Source organism: Nocardioides nitrophenolicus, assembly GCF_016907515.1.
Taxonomy (GTDB): domain Bacteria; phylum Actinomycetota; class Actinomycetes; order Propionibacteriales; family Nocardioidaceae; genus Nocardioides; species Nocardioides nitrophenolicus.
Map to the genome: position 1 here is coordinate 1608739 of NZ_JAFBBY010000001.1, position 18324 is coordinate 1627062.

At 73.2% G+C, this 18324-nt stretch carries 18 protein-coding genes and 1 pseudogene; 5 read left to right on the top strand and 14 right to left on the bottom strand.

What is annotated here, in order from left to right; all coding sequences use genetic code 11:
• Positions 1-62: 62 nt before the first annotated feature.
• Positions 63-1139, top strand: a complete 1077-nt coding sequence (locus tag JOD66_RS08010) for an NADH:flavin oxidoreductase (RefSeq protein ID WP_204836364.1) — start codon at positions 63-65, stop codon at positions 1137-1139.
• Here JOD66_RS08010 and JOD66_RS08015 read toward each other — a convergent pair.
• On the bottom strand, positions 1103-3157 hold the full coding sequence (locus JOD66_RS08015; protein WP_204836365.1) for an MMPL family transporter: 2055 nt from the start codon (positions 3155-3157) through the stop codon (positions 1103-1105). The genes JOD66_RS08010 and JOD66_RS08015 overlap by 37 nt on opposite strands.
• Positions 3158-3174: 17 nt before the next feature.
• Here JOD66_RS08015 and JOD66_RS08020 point away from each other — a divergent pair, with 17 nt between their 5' ends.
• On the top strand, positions 3175-3642 hold the full coding sequence (locus JOD66_RS08020; RefSeq protein WP_204836366.1) for a MarR family winged helix-turn-helix transcriptional regulator: 468 nt from the start codon (positions 3175-3177) through the stop codon (positions 3640-3642).
• 14 nt (positions 3643-3656) lie between these two features.
• Here JOD66_RS08020 and JOD66_RS08025 read toward each other — a convergent pair whose 3' ends face one another.
• From JOD66_RS08025 to JOD66_RS08055, 8 genes are all read right to left on the bottom strand, one after another.
• Entirely contained in the window at positions 3657-5432 is a 1776-nt protein-coding gene (locus JOD66_RS08025) for an ABC transporter substrate-binding protein (RefSeq protein WP_307823385.1), read from the bottom strand.
• Between the two features lie 92 nt (positions 5433-5524).
• The gene (locus JOD66_RS28240) at positions 5525-6523 is read right to left on the bottom strand and encodes an ABC transporter permease (protein ID WP_239545135.1); all 999 of its coding nucleotides are present in this window, start codon (positions 6521-6523) and stop codon (positions 5525-5527) included.
• Positions 6507-8021: a sugar ABC transporter ATP-binding protein gene (locus tag JOD66_RS08030; RefSeq protein WP_204836368.1), complete on the bottom strand. Its 1515-nt coding sequence runs from the start codon at positions 8019-8021 to the stop codon at positions 6507-6509. The genes JOD66_RS28240 and JOD66_RS08030 overlap by 17 nt, the downstream gene beginning before the upstream one ends.
• A 22-nt stretch (positions 8022-8043) precedes the next feature.
• The gene (locus JOD66_RS08035; RefSeq protein ID WP_204836369.1) at positions 8044-9075 is read right to left on the bottom strand and encodes a sugar ABC transporter substrate-binding protein; all 1032 of its coding nucleotides are present in this window, start codon (positions 9073-9075) and stop codon (positions 8044-8046) included.
• Positions 9076-9154: 79 nt separating this feature from the next.
• Positions 9155-9997 (bottom strand): polysaccharide deacetylase family protein, encoded by an 843-nt coding sequence (locus JOD66_RS08040; protein WP_204836370.1) that lies wholly within the window; start codon positions 9995-9997, stop codon positions 9155-9157.
• 55 nt (positions 9998-10052) lie between these two features.
• Positions 10053-10925, bottom strand: a complete 873-nt coding sequence (locus JOD66_RS08045) for a nitrilase-related carbon-nitrogen hydrolase (protein ID WP_204836371.1) — start codon at positions 10923-10925, stop codon at positions 10053-10055.
• Between the two features lie 28 nt (positions 10926-10953).
• Positions 10954-11679, bottom strand: coding sequence for an SDR family NAD(P)-dependent oxidoreductase (locus JOD66_RS08050; RefSeq protein WP_204836372.1), 726 nt, complete (start codon positions 11677-11679; stop codon positions 10954-10956).
• A gap of 38 nt (positions 11680-11717) precedes the next feature.
• Positions 11718-12437 (bottom strand): SDR family NAD(P)-dependent oxidoreductase, encoded by a 720-nt coding sequence (locus tag JOD66_RS08055; RefSeq protein WP_204836373.1) that lies wholly within the window; start codon positions 12435-12437, stop codon positions 11718-11720.
• Positions 12438-12656: 219 nt separating this feature from the next.
• Between JOD66_RS08055 and JOD66_RS08060 the strand changes: the two genes are divergently transcribed.
• Together JOD66_RS08060 and eutC are read left to right on the top strand one after the other, a co-directional pair.
• Complete coding sequence (locus JOD66_RS08060; protein ID WP_204836374.1) at positions 12657-14057, top strand: ethanolamine ammonia-lyase subunit EutB; 1401 nt, start codon at positions 12657-12659, stop codon at positions 14055-14057.
• Positions 14054-14779, top strand: coding sequence for an ethanolamine ammonia-lyase subunit EutC (eutC, locus tag JOD66_RS08065; RefSeq protein WP_204836375.1), 726 nt, complete (start codon positions 14054-14056; stop codon positions 14777-14779). Before JOD66_RS08060 ends, eutC begins: the two co-directional genes overlap by 4 nt.
• A 109-nt stretch (positions 14780-14888) precedes the next feature.
• Here eutC and JOD66_RS08070 read toward each other — a convergent pair whose 3' ends face one another.
• Positions 14889-15482, bottom strand: coding sequence for a TetR/AcrR family transcriptional regulator (locus JOD66_RS08070; protein ID WP_204836376.1), 594 nt, complete (start codon positions 15480-15482; stop codon positions 14889-14891).
• Positions 15483-15581: 99 nt separating this feature from the next.
• Between JOD66_RS08070 and JOD66_RS08075 the strand changes: the two genes are divergently transcribed.
• Positions 15582-16337 carry an SDR family NAD(P)-dependent oxidoreductase gene (locus tag JOD66_RS08075; RefSeq protein ID WP_204836377.1) on the top strand — a complete coding sequence of 252 codons (756 nt, stop codon included), beginning with the start codon at positions 15582-15584 and terminating at the stop codon, positions 16335-16337.
• A 6-nt stretch (positions 16338-16343) separates the two neighbouring features.
• Here the strand turns inward: JOD66_RS08075 and JOD66_RS08080 are convergent, their stop codons facing one another.
• The 4 genes and pseudogenes from JOD66_RS08080 to JOD66_RS08095 all read right to left on the bottom strand — a co-directional run bounded on the left by JOD66_RS08080 (position 16344) and on the right by JOD66_RS08095 (position 18301).
• On the bottom strand, positions 16344-16763 hold the full coding sequence (locus JOD66_RS08080; RefSeq protein WP_204836378.1) for a GlcG/HbpS family heme-binding protein: 420 nt from the start codon (positions 16761-16763) through the stop codon (positions 16344-16346).
• A gap of 52 nt (positions 16764-16815) precedes the next feature.
• Positions 16816-17046, bottom strand: a pseudogene (locus tag JOD66_RS08085) (pyridoxal 5'-phosphate synthase lyase subunit PdxS); the annotation flags it as partial.
• Between the two features lie 38 nt (positions 17047-17084).
• Entirely contained in the window at positions 17085-17468 is a 384-nt protein-coding gene (locus JOD66_RS08090; protein WP_204836379.1) for a RidA family protein, read from the bottom strand.
• Positions 17468-18301: a mycofactocin-coupled SDR family oxidoreductase gene (locus JOD66_RS08095; protein WP_204836380.1), complete on the bottom strand. Its 834-nt coding sequence runs from the start codon at positions 18299-18301 to the stop codon at positions 17468-17470. Before JOD66_RS08095 ends, JOD66_RS08090 begins: the two co-directional genes overlap by 1 nt.
• Between the last annotated feature and the right edge of the window lie 23 nt (positions 18302-18324).

Here is an 18324-nt window from a genome sequence, read left to right on the forward strand (position 1 = left end):
CCGCCGGGCGACCGGCGGGGGTCTCGTCGTTGCGGCGCCGGGCGCGTTGGCAGGATGGGCCGGTGACCTCCACGCTCGCCGACTCCGTCGCTCTCCCCCACGGCCCGGCCTGGGCCAACCGCTTCGCGCTCGCGCCGCTGACCAACGTGCAGAGCAATGCCGACGGCACGCTCAGCGACGACGAGCTCGACTGGCTGGTGGCGCGGGGGCGCGGTGGGTTCGGGCTGACCCTGACCTGCGCGGCGTACGTCGCCCCGGAGGGTCGGGCGTGGGCCGGACAGCTCGGCATCGCCGGCGACGAGCACCTGCCCGGGCTGCGCCGGCTCGCCGAGAGCCTGCGGGCGACCGGCACCCGCTCGGCCGTCCAGCTCCACCACGGCGGCCGGCGCGCCGACGCCCCGCTCGAGGGCCGCGCGAAGGTGGGCCCGTGGGCCGACCCCGCCAAGGCGACCGAGGCGCTCAGCACCGAGGGCGTCGCCCGGGCGGTCGCCGACTTCGTCGCGGCGGCGGTGCGGGCGGAGCAGGCGGGCTTCGACGGGGTCGAGCTGCACGGGGCGCACGGGTACCTGCTGGCGCAGTTCCTCGACGCCCGGTCCAACCACCGCGAGGACGGGTACGGCGGCCCGCTCGAGGACCGGATCCGACCCCTCCGCGACGTGATCGAGGGGATCCGCGCCGCGACCGGGCCCGACTTCCAGCTCGGGCTCCGGCTCACCCCGGAGGGCTACGGGATCACCCTCGGCGAGGGCCGCGAGACCGCCCGGCAGCTGCTGGCGACCGGGCTGCTCGACTACCTCGACATGTCGCTGTGGGACGTCCGGATGCGCCCCCGCGCCGAGGGCTACGACGGCCTGCTGATCGAGCACTTCACCGACCTGCCGCGCCACGGCGCGCTGCTCGGCGTGGCGGGCGGCGTGCTGACGACGGCCGACGCGCAGTGGTGCCTGGACCAGGGCGCCGACTTCGTCACGGTCGGCACCGGCGCGATCCTGCACCACGACTTCGCCGCCCGGGCGCTGGCCGACGCCGGCTTCCGCACCCGGCCGCGGCCGGTTCCTCGCGCCGACCTGGCGGCCGAGTACGTCGGCCCGGCCTTCCTCGACTACCTCGCCGCCGGCTGGGACGACCTGGTCGCCTGACGTCGCGGCCACCAGAACCGGTCACCGAGCCGGAGCGCGAGCGCCGGCACCAGCACGGTGCGCACCAGCAGCGTGTCGAGTAGCACGCCGACGCAGATGACGATCCCGAGCTGGGCGAGCACGACGAGCGGCAGCACGCCGAGCACCGCGAACACCGCGGCGAGCAGCACCCCGGCGCTGGTGATGACGCCACCGGTGGCGGCGAGCGCGCGCAGCATGCCCTCGCGGGCGCCGTGCTCCTCGGCCTCCTCGGCGGCCCGGGCGACCAGGAAGATGTTGTAGTCGACCCCGAGCGCGACCAGGAACAGGAACGCCTGCAGGGGTACGCCGACGTCGAGCCGGTCGAAGCCGAACACGGTGTGGCTGATCAACCAGCCGGCGCCGAGGGCCGCCAGGTAGGTGGCCACGACGGTGAGGACCAGCACGACCGGGGCGACGAGCGCGCGCAGCAGCAGGCCGAGCGCGAGCAGGACCACGAGCAGGATGACCGGCAGGACGAGCGCCCGGTCGTCGCGGGCGGCGGCGTCGGAGTCGACGTTCTCGGCGTCGGTGCCGCCGACCAGGGTGTCGGGGAGGTCGGCGAGGGCGGTCCGCAGCGAGGCCAGGTCGGCCTGGGCCTGGGGCGTACCCGGGGCGTGGTCGAGGACCACGTCGACGCGGGTCCGGCCGTCGTGCTCGCCGACGACGCGCGCCGAGGCGACCCCGTCGGCGGACTCGGCCGCCGCGACCACCGTGTCGGCGTCGTCGCGGGTCAGGACGACGGCCGGGTCGGCGCTGCCGGCCGGGAACGACTCGGCGAGGCGGGAGGCGGCGGCGATCGACTCGGGGGTGTCGATGAACTGGTCGGCCTCCGAGAGCCCGCTGCGGATGCCGAGGGCGCCGCTGGCGAGCACCGCCAGCAGCAGCATCCCCGCGGTGGCGGACCACAGCGGCCGGCGGGCCACCGCGTCGCCGATGCGGCGCCACGCGGAGCGCCCCTCCGACAGCGTGGGCTCCCCCACGACCGGCCGGCGCGGCCAGAAGATGCCGCGCGGGAAGCCGACGAGCGCGAGCGGCAGTACGACGAGCACCGCCCCCGCCGCGACGACCACGCCGATCGCGCAGGCCAGGCCCAGGCCCCGGGTCGTCGGGAAGGCCGACAGCAGCAGCGCCAGCAGGGCCACGACGACGGTGGCCGCGCTCGCGAGCACCGCCTCCGCCGTACGCCGCCAGGCCCGGGCCATCGCCTCGGGCCGGCTGGGCGTGCGGTGCAGCTCGTCGCGGTAGCGGGAGATGAGCAGCAGGGCGTAGTCGGTGCCGGCGCCGAACACCAGCACGGAGAGGATGCCCGTCGTGGACTGGTCGAAGGCGACGCCGAGGCCGGTGAGCGCATGGGTGGCGGTCACCGCGGCCACCTGGTCGGCGATGCCGACGACGAGCAGGGGGACCAGCCAGAGCACCGGCGAGCGGTAGGTGATGATCAGCAGCAGCGCCACGACCGACGCGGTCACGATCAGCAGGGTGACGTCGGCCCCCTCGAAGACCCGGGCCAGGTCGCCCTGGATCGCGGCCGGTCCGGTGACCTCCGCGCGCACGCCGTCCGGCAGTCCCTCACGGACCGCGGCGCGCAGCTTGTCGACGTCGTCGGCCAGCTCGGCCGCGTCGGTGCTCGGCATCGGGAGCACGCCGACCAGGGCGGTGCCGTCCTCGGAGGCCTGGAGCGGCACGGCCCCCTGACCCGCGACCCGGGCGAAGACGTCGGCGACGGCCTGGCTCGCGGCCGGGTCGAGCGCCTCGTCGGCCGAGAAGAGCACGACCGCGACCTGTCCGTCGCCGGACGGGAAGTCCTCGAGCAGGCGCACCACCTCGGTGGAGTCGTAGCCGTCGGGCAGCTGGTCGGTCGCGGAGCGGTCGACGGGCGCCGTGCCGACGGCGCCGATGAGGGCGCTGCCGATGACCAGGTAGAGGACCGGCAGGATCCAGGCGAAGCGAGGACGGAGAATCGCGGGAGGGCGAGCAGCCACCGGATTTAGTTCCATGATGGAAGGATATGCGCATGCACCCCAGCGGAGACAACTCGACCGGCGTCCGGGTCCCGGTGCTGGTGCAGCAGCTGTCCTACGAGCTCACCCGGTTCTCCCACCTGTTCGCCCACCACCACGGCCTGCACGCCACCGACGTCGACGCGCTCGCCCACCTCCACCAGGCGGCACTGCGCGGCGAGCAGATGACCCCGAGTCGACTGGCCGCGTCGATCGAGCTGAGCGCCCCCGCGACCACCGCCCTGTTGCGCCGGCTCGCGGCGAGCGGGCATGTGGAGCGCACGCCCCACCCCGACGACGGCCGGCGCCAGGTGCTCACCCTCACCGACACCGCCCGCCAGGTCGCCGGCTCCTTCTTCGGCCCGCTGGCCCAGGCGCTGCGCGCCTCACTGCGCGACCTCGACGACGCCGAGGTCGCCGTCGTCGAGCGCTGGCTGGCGAGCGCCACCGAGCAGGCTCGCGAGCTCGCCGACCGCACCTGACCTCAGCCTGGAGCTCAGGCGGGCCACCACGCGGGACGCCGGAACAGCGCCTCGGTGTACGGCGCCGGGTGCACGATCCGCTGCCGGTTGTCCTGGATCTGGAAGACCAGGTGTGCCATGCCGATCGAGGGGTCGGGCGTGGCGAGCGGGTAGGCCAGCGCCGACTGACCGGCGTTGGCGAAGCTGTAGGCGCCGTTGACGCCGCGGTGCACGCCCTGGCGCAGCGACTCGATCACCGAGGCGAAGTCGCGCGGGGAGTCGGCGCGGGACCAGGCCGAGGCGAGGATCCGCACGCGGTCGTAGGCGATGCCGGCGTGCGAGCGGCCGGGGCTGACCGCCCAGGCGTCGCGATAGCGCCGGGTGAACCGCCGGGCCACCTCGTCGGAGTAGGTGCCGGTCGTGGTCGCCCAGAGCAGTCCCTCGGCGGCCGGGCCGAGGTCCATCCGGAAGCGCGGGATCGACGGCGCGTACAGCGCGTAGAGCACCGTCGGCGCCGGGTCGGCCTGGAAGGCGCGCACGAACTGCGCCGCCTCGTCCTCGAAGTAGGTCCCGATCAGCACCGCCGCCGGCGCGCGCCGCGCCACCAGCCGGCCGTGCTCGCGCCAGGCCTCGTCGCCGACGACGTCGTCGGCGAGGTAGTCGATCTGCCAGCCGTCGCGCTCGGCCCGGGCGATGGCGACCTCGAGCCCGAGGTCGCCGAGCTTCCACCGGCCGCGGACGACGGCCAGCGAGCGCGAGTGGGGCGAGAGCTGGCCGGAGTCGCGCAGGAAGGTCATCGCGTTGACGAAGCCGGGCCCGTAGTTGGTGTCGCTCGGACAGATCTGGAAGACGTTGCCGTAGCGGCCCGGGTTGTCCTCGACCATCCGCACCATCGAGTCGAGGGTCGCGGCGTGCAGGTACGGCGCCTGGTGCTCGGCCGCGATCTCGTGGGCCACCAACTGGTCGTCGAGATAGCCCGACACCATGGCGTCGACGTCGAGGCCCGCGAGCTCGTCGAAGGCCCGGCTCACCGAGTCCGAGCTCTTGATGTCGAGGTCGACGTTGACCAGCTTGACCGGGCGGCCGCTGATCCCTCCGTGGGCGTTGATCTCGTCGATGGCGAGCTGGCTGGCGCGGACCATCTCCTGGCCGTCCTCGGCGATCGCCCCGGTGGTCGGGAAGGCGCTGCCGAGCAGGATCGGCCGGCGTACCGACCGCCTCCCGCTGCGCGGCGGGGGCGGCGGCCGGAGTCCGCGCGGCGTCGGCGGCACTTCCTCCTCGGGACTGCTCAGCTTGCCGATGAGCAGCCGCTCGAAGCCCTCGGGCCCGCCGGGCACGGGCAGCACCAGCAGGCTCTCCTCGACCGCGACCGCGGCGGCGCCGGCCCGGGAGGAGACCTCGAGCTTGGCGAGCACCCGCTCGACGTGGGTGGAGATGGTGCGCACGCTGGTCCACAGTCGCGCCGCGATCTGGGCGTTGCTGAGCCCGCCGACCAGGAGGGTGAGCACGTCGAGCTCGCGCTGGGTGATCTGGTGGGGTACGACGGCGTCGTCGAGCCAGGACAGCGAGGTCCGCGACTCGTGGCCGGGCGAGCGCACCGTCGCGAACAGCACCCGGTTGTCGTCGTCGCGCCAGTAGAAGGAGAGCTCGTGGTGCCCCGCCAGCCGCCCGGCCCGGCGCGCGATCCCGAGCAGCCCCTCGAGTCGTTCGGCGGCCTCGGCGCCGACGCCGCGCAGCGTGGAGAGCTCACCCGCGGGGGTCAGCACGATCTCGTGGGCGGTCGCCGCCGCGCCGTCGTCGGTGGTGGGCACGGCTCCCTCCTTCCCCTGCCGAGCAGAGCCCGAGCCCGTGCACCGAGGATATAGGTGCGGGCGCGGGCCCTGCCCGGTTCGTCGAGCGGCGGTCAGGAACGCCGGTTGCGCGACCAGGAGTCGAGCGCGACGGCGAGGAGCACGATCGTGCCCTTGGCGATGAGCTGCCAGTTCTGCGACAGGTTGAGGCTGTAGAAGAGGTTGGTCAGCGTGGCGAAGATCAGCAGCCCGACCGCGCTGCGCCACACCGCGCCCTCGCCACCGCGCAGCGAGGTGCCGCCGACGATGACGATCGCGATGGCGTCGAGCGCGATGTTGGCGCCGACGTCGGCCTGGCCGACCCCGAGCCGCGAGGCGTCGATGGTCCCGGCGAAGGCGGCGAGGACGCCGGTCAGCATGTAGACGCTGGCGGTCAGGTCCTTGACCCGCAGGCCGGAGAGCCAGCCCGCCTCGTGGTTGCCGCCCACGGCGTAGATGTTACGGCCGTAGCGGGTCATCGCGAGGACGACGCCGCCGATCAGGAAGGTGACGAGCAGGATCAGGATCGGCGTCGGTACGCCGGCCACGCTGGACCGGGCGAGCACCTTGAAGTTCGGGTCGCCGACGATGAACGGCGCCGAGTTGGAGTACAGGTAGGCGATGCCGGAGATCACCGAGGCGCTGCCGAGCGTGGCGACGAAGGGGTTGATCCCGACCCGGGCCACGAGCAGGCCGTTGGCGATGCCGCAGGCCAGGCCGGCCAGGACCGCCGCGCCGATCCCGACGAGCGGCGAGCCCGTCGAGATCGCCAGCCCGGCCGACACCGTCGCCCCGAGGGCGTAGGTCGCGCCGACCGACAGGTCGAAGCCGCCCGAGATGATGACGAAGGTCATGCCGAGCGCGACGATGCCGACCGCGGTGTTCTGCAGAAGCAGGTCGCGCAGGTTCGCCGGCGCCAGGAAGCCCGGGTAGAGCGCGCTGGCCAGGATGACCAGGAGCACCAGCACCGCGATCATGGCGAACCGCGAGGCCAGGGGCGCCAGCGAGGCCCGGGCCGGCGGTGGCGCCGTCGCGACCGCGGCGGCCGGCGAGAGTTCAGTGGACGGGTTCATGGGTCTCTCCTGTGCTGAAGCCGTGACGCACGACGGCGTCGACGTTGAATTCGGGGTGGTCGCTGGGCAGCTCCCGGACGACGGACCCGTGGGCGAAGACCAGCAGCCGGTTCGCGATCGCGAGCACCTCCTCCAGCTCCGAGGAGGTGACGACGACCGCCGCCCCCTCGGCCGCGAGCCGGACCAGCGAGGTGAGCACCTCGGCCTTGGCGCCGATGTCGATGCCGCGGGTCGGCTCGTCGATGAGGAAGACGTCGGGCCGGTGTCCGGCCCACTTGGCGAGCAGCACCTTCTGCTGGTTGCCGCCCGACAGGTTGCGCACCGGCTCGCCGAGCCGAGCCCGGTTGAACGCGAAGAAGTCCGCGGTGTCGCCGGTCTCGGCGCGCTCGGCCGAACGGTCGAGGAAGACCCGGCGCCCGCCGCGGCCCAGCCAGTAGTTGCTGGTCGCGTCCATGCCGAGGACCAGCGCCTGCTTGCGCGACTCCGGCACCATCACCACGCCGCGGGCCACGGCCTCGCGCACCGATCGCGACCACGGCAGGTCCGTGCCTGCCAGCCGCAGCTCGCCGGACGAGGCCGGCTCGGCGCCCGCCAGCGAGCGCAGGAAGGTGGTGCGCCCCGAGCCGACCAGGCCCCAGAGCCCGACGATCTCTCCGGCCCGCACGGTGAGGTCGATGTCGTGCAGCACGCCGGGCAGGTTCACCCGGCGCGCCGCCAGCACCTCGGCGCCGAAGGCATGGCCGCCGCGGTCCGCGAGCTTGTCGACGCTGCGGCCCACCATGTGCTCGATCAGCGTCGGCTTGGTCCACTCGGCCCGCGGGGCGCTGCGCACGACCTGGCCGTCGCGCAGCACCGTGATCGTGTCGCTGAGGTCGAGCACCTCGTCGAGGTTGTGGCTGACGAAGACCACCGTGGTCCCGCGCGCGGTGAGCCGCCGCAGGATCCGGTACAGGGTCTCCCGCTCGTGCTCGGCGAGCGCCGCGGTCGGCTCGTCGAGCACCAGGACCCGGCCGTTGCTCTCGACGCCCCGCATGATCTCGAGCATCTGCTGCTGCGAGACCGACAGGTCGCGCGCCAGCGCCGTCGGGGGTACGTCGATCTCCAGGTCCGCGCACAGCTCCAGGTAGCGCCGGCGCATCGACCGGCCGTCGAGAAGCCCGCGCCGGGTCCGGACCTGGCCGAGGAAGACGTTCGCCTCCGCGGTCAGGCCCGGGACCATGGTCAGCTCCTGGTAGACCGCCACCAGCCCGCGCTCGCGGCTCTCCCGGGGGTTGCCGCCGTGCATCCGGTGGCCGAAGACCTCGACCGTCCCGTCGTCGGCGGCCAGCCGGCCGCTGACCATGCCGAGCAGGGTGGACTTGCCGGCGCCGTTCTCACCGACCAGCGCGTGCACCTCGCCCGCGCGGACCGTGAGGTCCGCCCCGGCGACGGCGACCGCGCCACCGAAGACCTTGCGGGCTCCGCGACAGGCGATCGCGGGCGTGTTGGTGTCGCTCATGACAGCTCTCCCGGACTCCGGCTCAGTACTCGGCCGTGAACTCGCCGACGTTCTGCTTGGTCGCGAAGGGCGTGCCGGGCAGGCTGTCGGACTCGGCCAGGTTGATGAAGACCGGGACGTCCTTGCCCTGGACGTACTCGGCGACCGCCTCGATCGCCTCGCGCGTCTCGAGCCGCGGCAGCATCATGACCGAGCTGGTGAGCTTGCCCGAGGCCACGTTCTCCAGCGCCCAGGTGTCTCCGCCGAAGTCGTAGATCTCCACGTCCTTGTTGCCGACGGCCTCGACGACACCGCGGGTCATGCCCGAGAAGTTGGACATGATGACGTCCACGTCGGGGTTCGCCTGGACGATCGTCTGCGCGGCGTCGAACGCCTTCGGGGTGGTGTAGTCGGTGGTCTGCTGGGCGACCACCTCGAAGCCGTCGACCTTCGCGAACGCCTTGGCCGCCTCGAAGAAGCACAGCGTGTTGGCGTTGAGGTCCGGCCCGGAGACCAGTGCGATCTTGGCGCCGTCGGGGTGGGAGTCGATGACGTCCTGCACCCAGGCCTGGTAGACGTCGAGGGTCTGGCCGCCGACGTACGTGATCGTCCCGGGCTGGTGGGTCTCCTCGCCCAGGTTGGTCGCGCGCCCGCAGATCGGCAGGTTGAAGACGGAGACGAGCACCTCCTTCTCCGGCGCCTGCTGGGTGAGGATGTCGCAGACCAGGTTCCCGTCGTTGGGCTCGACGACGAAGGCGTTGTACTTGCCGCTGGTCAGCGCCTGCTGCATCTGGTCGAACTGCACCTGGGCGTCGAAGGCCCCGTCGAAGACGTCGAGGTCGGCGCCGAGCTCACCGGCGGTCTTCTTCGCCTCGTCGATGGCGGCCTGCAGGTAGGCGTTGCTGGTGCCGGCCGAGAAGTAGGCGATCTTGAGGTCGGCGGGGTCGCTGACCGGGGCGTCGATGATCTCGGTCGACGCGGACGCGGTGTCGCTGACGCCGGACGAGCAGCCGGTCATCGCGAGACAGGCGGCGACACCGGCGGCGGCGAGGGAGAGGGCGGGACGATGCAACATGGGAACTTCCTTCAGACGTGGGGTCGTGAGACGGACGCGGCGCTGCGACCGGGGTGCCCGAGACGGAGCGAGGAGCTGGTCAGTCCTCGGTCCAGGTGTCGTAGATGTCGCTCAACGAGGCGAACCACACGCCCTCGTGGGACGCCATGTGGTCGAGCAGCCGCTCGAGGCCCAGCAGGTGGTGGGCGCGCGCGGCGGTCTGCGGGTGCAGGGTGATCGCCAGGACCGGGTTGGTCTCCCGCTCGTAGGCGAAGTCGAAGTGGTCCTGGAAGCGCTGGAACATGACCTCGCTCGAGCCGAGCCCCGGGTTCACGCCGGGGATGTACTCGCCGACCGGGAAGTCGTCGAGGTACCACGACACCGGGAACTCCAGCAGAGGGCTGGGCGCACCGAACACCGAGCCCTGCTCCCAGCGCACGTCGACCGGGCGCGGGTGGTAGGGCTGGAAGTCGTGGCCCATGAGCGAGGAGTCCCACTCGAAGCCGGTCTTCTCGAGCAGGTCCAGGGTGTGCTCGGTGAAGTCCCAGGCCGGTGAGCGGTAGCCGCGCGGCGCCTTGCCGACGTGCTTGAGGTGGCCCTCGATGGTCTGCTCCATCAGCCGGATCTCGGTGTCCTGGTCCAGGCTGGGGACGGACTCGTGGTAGCAGCCGTGGGCCGCGATCTCCTGGCCCGCCTCGACGATCGAGGCGAAGGCCTCGGGGAAGGTCTCCATGGTGTGCACCGGCGTGCACCAGGTGCCCTGGATGTCGTAGCGCGCGAACAGGTCGAGCAGTCGCGGTACGCCGACGGTGGCGCAGTACTCGCCGCGGGACAGGTAGCTCGGGCTGGTCTTGCCGAAAGTGCCCATCCACACGGCATGGGCGTCGAAGTCGGCGCCGATGTTGACGGCGATCTTCTTGCCCTCGGGGAGGTTGAGAGGCATGGCGGTGCTCCTTGCTGGGTCGGTTCGGCTGGGGTCGTCGGGTCGGCAGCCGGGATCAGAGGGTGAGGTGGGCGTACTTCTCGTACAGGTCGCGGCGGCGGCCACGGTCGGTGTGCGTCGTGGCCGCGCCGGTGCGCCGGTTCTCGGCGAGCACGTCCAGGTCGAGCACGTGGGTGATCGCGTCCTGCTCGTTGGTGCGCGCCTCGACGAGCACGCCGTCCGCGGGGAAGACCAGGTCGCACGGCGAGAGCACCGACGCCTGCGCCCAGCCGGGGGCCAGCGGCGCGTCGAGGTGGGACACCGTCGGGCAGTGCACGACGTACACCTGGTTCTCGATCGCGCGGGCCGCGGCGCAGTGCCGCACCCGCCAGAAGCCCGCCTCGGTGAAGGTGTACGACGGCACGAGCAGCACCTCGGCGCCCATCGCGGTCAGCGTGGTGCAGACCTCGGGGATCTCGGCCTCGTAGCAGATCGCGATGCCCACGGTGACGCCGTCGATCTCGTGCACCGCGAGCTCGTCGCCCTCACCGGTGTCCCAGTCCGCCTCGGCGGGGAAGATGTGGGTCTTGGCGTGCCGGTGCACCTCGCCGCCGGGGCCGAACAGGAAGGCCACGTTCTCGTGCCCGCCGGGGGTCGCGACCAGGTGCGTGCCGGCCAGGATCCACTGGTCGCGCCGGGCCGCCTCGGCGGTGAACAGCGCGACGTACTCGTCGGTGTAGGCGCTGATCCGGGTCAGCTGGGCGATCTCGTGGCTGCGCCAGTCGGCGTCGATGGTGAACAGTGACTCGGTGACCAGCTCGGGGAGCACCACGACCCGGGCGTCGGGGGTGCGGTCCAGCAGGTCGCGGACCTGCTCGGCCCAGGCGTCGAAGGAGTCGACCTCGCGCAGCTCGAGCTGCGCGGCGGCGACGGTCAGGGTGCGGCTCATCGGTGGTCCTCTCGGTCGGGTCGGCGGTTCACTGCGCGAGCAGGCCGCCGTCGATGACCAGCTCGCTGCCGGTCACGTAGCGCGCCTCGTCGCTGGCCAGGTAGACGCAGCCCCAGGCGATGTCGCGCGGCTCGGCGCCGAAGCCGAGCGGGGTCAGCGCGATCACCTCGGCGTTCTTCTCGGCCGGCTGAGCGTCGGTGAGCGGCGTGGTCACCCAGCCGGGGATGACGGTGTTGACGCGCACGCCGCTGCGGGCGTAGGTCACCGCGCCGTTGCGGGTCAGGCCGCGGACGCCGCCCTTCGCCGCCTGGTAGGCCGCCACGCCCTCCGAGCCGACCACGCCCCAGGCGGAGGACAGGTTGATGATCGAGCCCGCACCCTGCGCGAGCATCGGGCCCAGCACGGCGCGCATGCCGAGAAAGACCCCGGTCTGGTCGACGCCGATCACCCGCTCCCACGCCTCTGGGGTGACCGCGTCGATCGCGGCGTAGTCGATGACGCCGGCGTTGTTGACCAGGACGTCGATCCGGCCGTGGCGGGCCACGACCTCCTCGACCACCCGCTGCCAGGCGGCCTCGTCGGTGACGTCGAGCTCGGCGTACTCGAGCGGCGGGGCGTCGACCTCCTGCTCCGGCTTCTCCAGGTCCGCGACCACGACGGCCGCGCCCTCCTCGGCGAACAGCCGGGCGGTCGCCAGCCCGATGCCGACGGCGCCGCCGGTCACCACGGCCACCTTGTCCTTGAGTCGGTCCATGTCAGTCTCTCCGGTTCGTGTCGTGCGCGTCGGGGTGCTCAGCGGGCCAGGTAGCCGCCGTCGACCGGCAGGTCGACGCCGGTGATGAACCGCGCGCGGTCGGAGGCGAGGAAGCAGACGGCGTCCGCCACGTCCTCCGGGTCGCCCCCGGCGCCCATCGGGGTCGCCTCGAGGAATGCCTCGTTGAGGTCGTCGGTCTGACCGAGGGTGAGCGGGGTCCGGATCCAGCCCGGGAGCACCGCATTGGCGCGGATGCCCTCGCGGGCGTAGGTCACCGCGGCGTTCTTGGTCATGGTCAGCACGGCGTGCTTCGAGGAGTGGTACGCCGCGACGCCCGCCACCGAGGTCGCCCCGCAGATCGAGGAGATGTTCACGATCGCGCCCGCGCGCTGCTCGCGCATCGGCCGCAGCGCCGCCTGCATGCCGAGCAGCACGCCGGTCTGGTTGATCGCCACGATGCGCCGCCACTCGTCGAGCGCCAGCTCGTGCAGCTGGTCGTAGCCCGAGACGCCCGCGTTGTTGACGAGGATGTCGAGCCGGCCGTGCTCCGCGACGGTCTCGGTGACGACCTCGGACCACCGCGCGGCGCTGGTGACGTCGTGCGAGCGGGTGACGATGTGCTCCCCCAGGTCCGACTGGTCGCGCACGTCGGTCGCCACGACCCGGGCGCCGAGCTCCGCGAGCCGCGTCGCGACGGCGTACCCGATGCCCTGGGCGGCGCCGGTCACGAGGGCCACGCGCCCCGTCAGGTTGTCCATGCGTCCTGCTTCCTCGTAGTGCGGTCCGGGTCACGGCCCGGCGGTGAGGAGGACCGTAGGAAGCCGGCGGCGGGCGGCGCGTCGGTCGATCTACGTATCTGCGCGCCGGCCCGCGGGGACGAAACACGACTGTTACGACCGGACCCCGCCGGATACGTCGAACGACCGACGCCCGTGCCGAGCCGGCGTCCCTACGTTGGTGGCCGAAGGGAGGTGCTCGTGCCCTACACGCACCAGGTCCGCGGCCGGTCCTACACGTTCGGCTCGCTCGTCGAGGTCCTCGGCAAGGCGTCCCCGCCCCGCTCGGGCGACGTCCTCGCCGGCAGCGGGGCCACGTCGGCCGCCGAGCGCGCGGCCGCCCAGTGGGTCCTCGCCGACGTACCGCTGACCGCCTTCCTGGAGCAGCCGGTCGTGCCGTACGAGAGCGACGAGGTCACCCGGCTGATCCTCGACAGCCACGACGCGGCCGCCTTCGCGCCCGTGCGCGGGCTCACCGTCGGCGGTCTACGCGAGTGGCTGCTCGCCACCGCGACCGGGCCGTTCCCGGCGGCGGCGCTCGCCGCCGTCGCCCCGGGGCTGACCCCGGAGATGGTGGCGGCGGTCAGCAAGCTGATGCGCAACCAGGAGCTGATCTCCGTCGCCGCCGCCACCGAGGTGGTGACCGGCTTCCGGTCGACCCTCGGCCTGCGCGGCCGGCTCGCGACCCGGCTCCAGCCGAACCATCCCGCGGACGACCCGGCGGGCGTGGCCGCGGCCGTGCTCGACGGCCTGCTGCTCGGCTGCGGCGACGCCATGATCGGCATCAACCCGGCGTCCGACAGTCCCGAGACGGTGGCCCGCCTCCTCCGGCTGCTGGACGACGTCCGGCAGCGCTACGAGATCCCCACCCAGTCGTGCGTCCTCACCCACCTCACCACGACCCTCGACCTGATCGCCGCGGGCGAGCCGGTCGACCTGGTCTTCCAGTCGATCGCGGGCACCGAGGCGGCCAATGCGGGCTTCGGCGTGGACCTCGCCCTGCTCGCCGAGGGCCGCGACGCGGCCCGCTCGCTCGGGCGCGGCGAGGTCGGCGACCAGGTCATGTACTTCGAGACCGGGCAGGGCTCGGCGCTCTCCGCCGACGCCCATCGCGGCACCGACGGCCGACCCGTCGACCAGCAGACCCTGGAGGCGCGCGCGTACGCCGTCGCCCGGGCGTTCGATCCCTTCCTGGTCAACACCGTCGTCGGGTTCATCGGCCCGGAGTACCTCTACGACGGCAGGCAGATCGTCCGGGCCGGGCTCGAGGACCACTTCTGCGGCAAGGTGCTCGGCCTCCCGATGGGCGTCGACGTCTGCTACACCAACCACGCCGAGGCCGACTCCGACGACACCGACACCCTGCTCACCCTGCTCGTCGCGGCCGGCACCACCTTCGTGATCACCGTCCCGGGCGCCGACGACGTGATGCTCGGCTACCAGTCGACCAGCTGCCACGACGCGCTCTACGCCCGCCGGATCGGCCGCAAGCGGCCGGCGCCGGAGTTCGAGGCCTGGCTGGACCGGGTCGGCCTGCTCACCGAGGACGGCGGCATCCACCCGGTCGACCCCGCCCACAGCCTGCTGCGGGAGCTGGTGTGAGCGACTTCTGGCAGCCGCTGCGCGCCCACACGCCCGCCCGGATCGGCCAGCAGCGGCACGGCGAGGCGCCCGGCACCCGGGAGCGGCTCGAGTTCGCGACCGCGCACGCCGCCGCCCGCGACGCCGTGCACCAGCCGCTCGACGTGCCCGCGCTGGTCGCCGAGCTCGCCACGGTCGACGGGCTCGCACCCGCCCAGGTGGTGGCCTCGGCGGCACCCGACCGGCCGACGTACCTCACCCGGCCGGATCTGGGCCGGCGCCCCCGCGACCCGCTGCCGGTGGCCGCCGCCGAGACCGACCTGGTCGTCGTACTGGCCGACGGGCTGAGCGCGCTCGCGGTCCAGCGGCACGCGGTCGCGGTGCTCCGGGCGCTGCTGCCGCTGCTGCCGGACTCGACCCGGCTCGCCCCTCCGGTCGTCGCGACCCAGGCCCGGGTCGCCCTGGCCGACCACGTCGGCGCGGCCTGGCGCGCCCGGCTGGCGCTGGTGCTCATCGGCGAGCGCCCCGGCCTCTCCACCGCCGACAGCCTCGGCGCCTATCTCACCTGGGCGCCGCGTCCCGGCGTCGCCGACTCAGCCCGCAACTGCGTCTCCAACATCCACCCGCCCCACGGCCTCGACCACCTCACCGCGGCCCGGACGATCGCCACGCTCGCGCGGGGCGCCGAGCTGCTCGGTGCCACGGGCGTGGCGCTCAAGGCGGGCAGCATCGCGCTCGGCTGACCTGCTCCCTCGTGGTCGCCTGGTCCACGTCGTATCTGACCAACGGGCTGTCTCTTCGCCGGATTTCCGAGCCATTCGTCAGATACGACGAAAGGACCCGGCCACAGGATCAGGCCGGGTCGCGCGGCCACCACGCGGGCAGCAGCCGTCCGTAGATCTCGAGCAGGTCGTCCACCGACAGGTCCGGCAGGTCCAGCCAGGCGGCGATCACGCCGACCGTCCCGTCGGCGATGAAGCGGGCCGCGACGTCCGTCACGGCGGCCGGCGGCTGCCCCGGTACGTCGAGCGGCACGTCGACGCCGGAGACCTCGCGCAGCAGCCGGCCGCTCTCGAGGAAGTGCCGCCCGAGCATGCCGCGCAGGCCGTGGTCGGCGTCCCCGGCGGCGAGGCCGGCCCGGTAGAGCTCGGCATGGCGCGCGACGTGCTCCAGCACGCCGCGGGTGACGGCGGTGACCGCGCGGCCCACCTCCTCCGGCGGGGTGCCGGGCGCCGGCAGGCCGGCGCGCAGCTCGTCGAGCTCCGCGCCGAGCGCCTGCTGGAGCAGCTCGTCCACCGAGCCGGCGTGCTGGTAGACCGTCGAGCGGTGCACCCCCGCGGCGGTCGCGATCGCGGTCATCGAGAGGTCCGCGATCGACTGCTCGGCGGCCAGTCGGAGCACCGCCTCGTGGAGCAGGGCCCGACTGCGGACCTGGCGGGGATCCATGGCGGAATGTTATCCGACATCTGTCGGTTAGACATCTATTCGACAACCGTCGGATAGATAGCTGGGGCCGCGAGCCGCGGCCCGGAACCGGAGGAAGACATGGCCACCTATGACGTTGCAGACCGCTCCGCGATCGTCACCGGAGGCGGCTCGGGCATCGGCCGCGCCGTCGCCGAGCTGCTCGCCGCCAACGGAGCGGCCGTCCTGGTCGCCGACCTCGACGCCACCGCCGCGGCCGAGGTCGTCGCCGCGATCACTGAGGCCGGCGGCACCGCCGCCTCCTTCGTCGGCGACGTGAGCGACCCCGAGGTCGCCGCCGCGCTCGTCACCGCCGCCCAGGAGCTGGCGCCGCTGCGCATCGCCGTCAACAACGCCGGCATCGGCGGCGCCGACGCCCCCGTCGGCGACTACCCGATCGAGAGCTGGCGCAAGGTCGTCGAGGTCAACCTCAACGCCGTCTTCTACGGCGTCCGCGCCCAGGTCCCCGCCATCGCGGCCAACGGCGGCGGCTCGATCGTCAACATGGCCTCGGTGCTCGGGTCGGTGGGGATCGCCGGCTCCTCGGCGTACGTCACCACCAAGCACGGCCTGCTCGGCCTCACCAAGAACGCCGCGCTCGAGCACAGCGCCCAGGGCGTCCGGGTCACCGCGGTCGGCCCGGGCTTCATCTCGACCCCGCTGCTCGAGGCCACCCTCGACGCCGAGACCCAGCAGGCCCTCGCCGACAAGCACGCCACCGGTCGCCTCGGCACCTCCGAGGAGGTGGCCCACCTGGTCGCCTTCCTCGCCTCCGACGCGGCGAGCTTCATCACCGGCAGCTACCACCTGGTCGACGGCGGGTACGCCGCGTCCTGAGCCCGGTCAGCCGGCCGGACCGAGGTCACCGGCCACCCGGGCGATCGCCGCGTCCTGCGCGGAGGTCCCGCCGCTGACGGCCACCGCGCCGACCACCTGGCGCCCCACCCGGACCAGATCGCCGCCCGCGAGGGGCGTGAAGGCCGGCACGGTGCCGACGGCGGCCCGGAACACCGGGTCGGCGGCAGAGCGCTCCTCCCAGGTCGTCGTCGGCACGCCGAACGCGGCCGCCGTGGCCGCCTTGCCCCGGGCCGCGGCGGCCGCGAGGGCGGGGACGCCGTCCATCCGGGCGGTGAGGACCGGCTCGCCCCAGGGGTCGGCCACGACCACGGCGACGGAGACGGCCCGTTCGGTCGCCGCGGCGACGGCGCGGGCCAGCACCGTGGTGGCCTCGTCGAGTGTCAGCACCGCCTGCACGCGGGGCATCGCGTCACCAGCCGCGCTCGGCGAACTGGATCGAGCGGGCCGGCTCGTCGACGTTGATGCCGACCATGGCCTCGCCCGGGTTGGTCGCACCGCACACGAAGGGGACCGTGAAGTCCCACTTGTCGATGTGGTTGGCGTAGTCGGCCGGGGTCAGCACCTCGGACTCGTCGATGTAGTCCACCCCCAGGGACTGCAGCACCTGAGCCTCGGCGTCCTCGGCGATCTTGGCCTGCTCGGGGGTGACCACGTCCATGATGACGCCGCCCTTGAGCATCTCGGCCATGCCACGCTTCACGCGGATCGAGCCGGTGGCGCCGGCGCTCACGCCGATCCCTCCCCGACGTAGGCCCACGCCTCGACCTCGAGCAGCATTCGCGGGTCGAGCAGCGCGGAGACGACGACCGTCGTACTCGCGGGGGCGGAGCCGGACGCGAAGGCCTCGCCCTTCGCCTTGCTGTACGACGGGAAGTGCGCGGCATCGGTGAGGTAGCACACCAGCTTGGTGACCTGCGCCAGCGTCGCGCCAGCCTCGGCCAGCGCCAGGTCGATGTTGGTGAAGCACTGCCGGGCCTGCTCGTACGGGTCGTCGGTGGCGATCCGCGCCGAGGCGTCGAGGGCGACCTGACCCGACAGCACCACGAAGTCGCCGCTGCGCACCGCCTGCGACATCCCGTCGAAGCGCAGGTGCGGCGGGTTGAAGCCCATCACGGCATGCCCGCGGACGCGGCGGTGCTGACGTCGATCGTCGTCCCGCTGACGTAGCGGGCGTCGTCGGAGACCAGGTAGAGCACGGCCTTCGAGATGTCCTCGGGCGCCACCCAGGGGACCCCCATCGGGCTCATCGCGGCGTACGCCGGCTCGACCTGGTCACGGGTCGGGGCGTCGAGGTCGGGGCAGAACAGCCCGTAGAGCGCGTCGTTGTGGACCATCGCGGTGTCGACGGTGGCGGGGCAGACGGCGTTGACGGTGATCCCCGACGAGGCGGCCTCCAGGGCGAGCGTCTTGACCAGGCCGATCACGCCCCACTTCGCGGCGACGTAGTGGGCGAGGTTGGGGTTGCCCATCCGCCCGCCCATCGACGACGTGGCCACGATCCTGCCCCTGCCCTGCTGGAGCATCGGGCGCACCGCGGCGCGCATCGTCTTGAAGACACCGGTCAGGTCGACCCCGATCATCTCGTCCCAGGCGGCGTCATCGAGCTCCCAGAACTTCGCGAAGCCGCAGACGCCGGCATTGGCGACGGCGATGTCGAGCGACCCGAACCGGTCGACCGCGTCGGCGACGACCGCCTCGATCGCATCGGTGTCGCGGACGTCGCCCTGCACCGTGTGGCAGGCGACGCCGAGCGCCTCGACCTGTGCCTTGGTCTCGGCGAGGTCGTCCGGCGTGGCGAGGGGGTACGGGATGGTCGCGAGGTCGGCACAGAGGTCGACCGCGACGACGTTCGCGCCCTCCGCGGCGAGGGTCAGGGCGTGCGAGCGTCCCTGGCCGCGAGCGGCGCCGGTGATCAGCGCGGTCCTGCCGTCGAGCTTGCCCATGTCGTTCTCCTTCTCGGGTGGTC

Coding starts and splice junctions, on each gene's coding strand:
- JOD66_RS08050 (WP_204836372.1), bottom strand. CDS start 11,679: ATGGACCGACTCAAGGACAAGGTGGCCGTGGTGACCGGCGGCGCCGTC.
- JOD66_RS08020 (WP_204836366.1), top strand. CDS start 3,175: ATGCACCCCAGCGGAGACAACTCGACCGGCGTCCGGGTCCCGGTGCTG.
- JOD66_RS08070 (WP_204836376.1), bottom strand. CDS start 15,482: ATGGATCCCCGCCAGGTCCGCAGTCGGGCCCTGCTCCACGAGGCGGTG.
- JOD66_RS08075 (WP_204836377.1), top strand. CDS start 15,582: ATGGCCACCTATGACGTTGCAGACCGCTCCGCGATCGTCACCGGAGGC.
- JOD66_RS08035 (WP_204836369.1), bottom strand. CDS start 9,075: ATGTTGCATCGTCCCGCCCTCTCCCTCGCCGCCGCCGGTGTCGCCGCC.
- JOD66_RS08095 (WP_204836380.1), bottom strand. CDS start 18,301: ATGGGCAAGCTCGACGGCAGGACCGCGCTGATCACCGGCGCCGCTCGC.
- JOD66_RS08030 (WP_204836368.1), bottom strand. CDS start 8,021: ATGAGCGACACCAACACGCCCGCGATCGCCTGTCGCGGAGCCCGCAAG.
- JOD66_RS08015 (WP_204836365.1), bottom strand. CDS start 3,157: ATGGAACTAAATCCGGTGGCTGCTCGCCCTCCCGCGATTCTCCGTCCT.
- JOD66_RS08090 (WP_204836379.1), bottom strand. CDS start 17,468: ATGGGCTTCAACCCGCCGCACCTGCGCTTCGACGGGATGTCGCAGGCG.
- JOD66_RS08055 (WP_204836373.1), bottom strand. CDS start 12,437: ATGGACAACCTGACGGGGCGCGTGGCCCTCGTGACCGGCGCCGCCCAG.
- JOD66_RS08080 (WP_204836378.1), bottom strand. CDS start 16,763: ATGCCCCGCGTGCAGGCGGTGCTGACACTCGACGAGGCCACCACGGTG.
- JOD66_RS28240 (WP_239545135.1), bottom strand. CDS start 6,523: ATGAACCCGTCCACTGAACTCTCGCCGGCCGCCGCGGTCGCGACGGCG.
- JOD66_RS08045 (WP_204836371.1), bottom strand. CDS start 10,925: ATGAGCCGCACCCTGACCGTCGCCGCCGCGCAGCTCGAGCTGCGCGAG.
- JOD66_RS08040 (WP_204836370.1), bottom strand. CDS start 9,997: ATGCCTCTCAACCTCCCCGAGGGCAAGAAGATCGCCGTCAACATCGGC.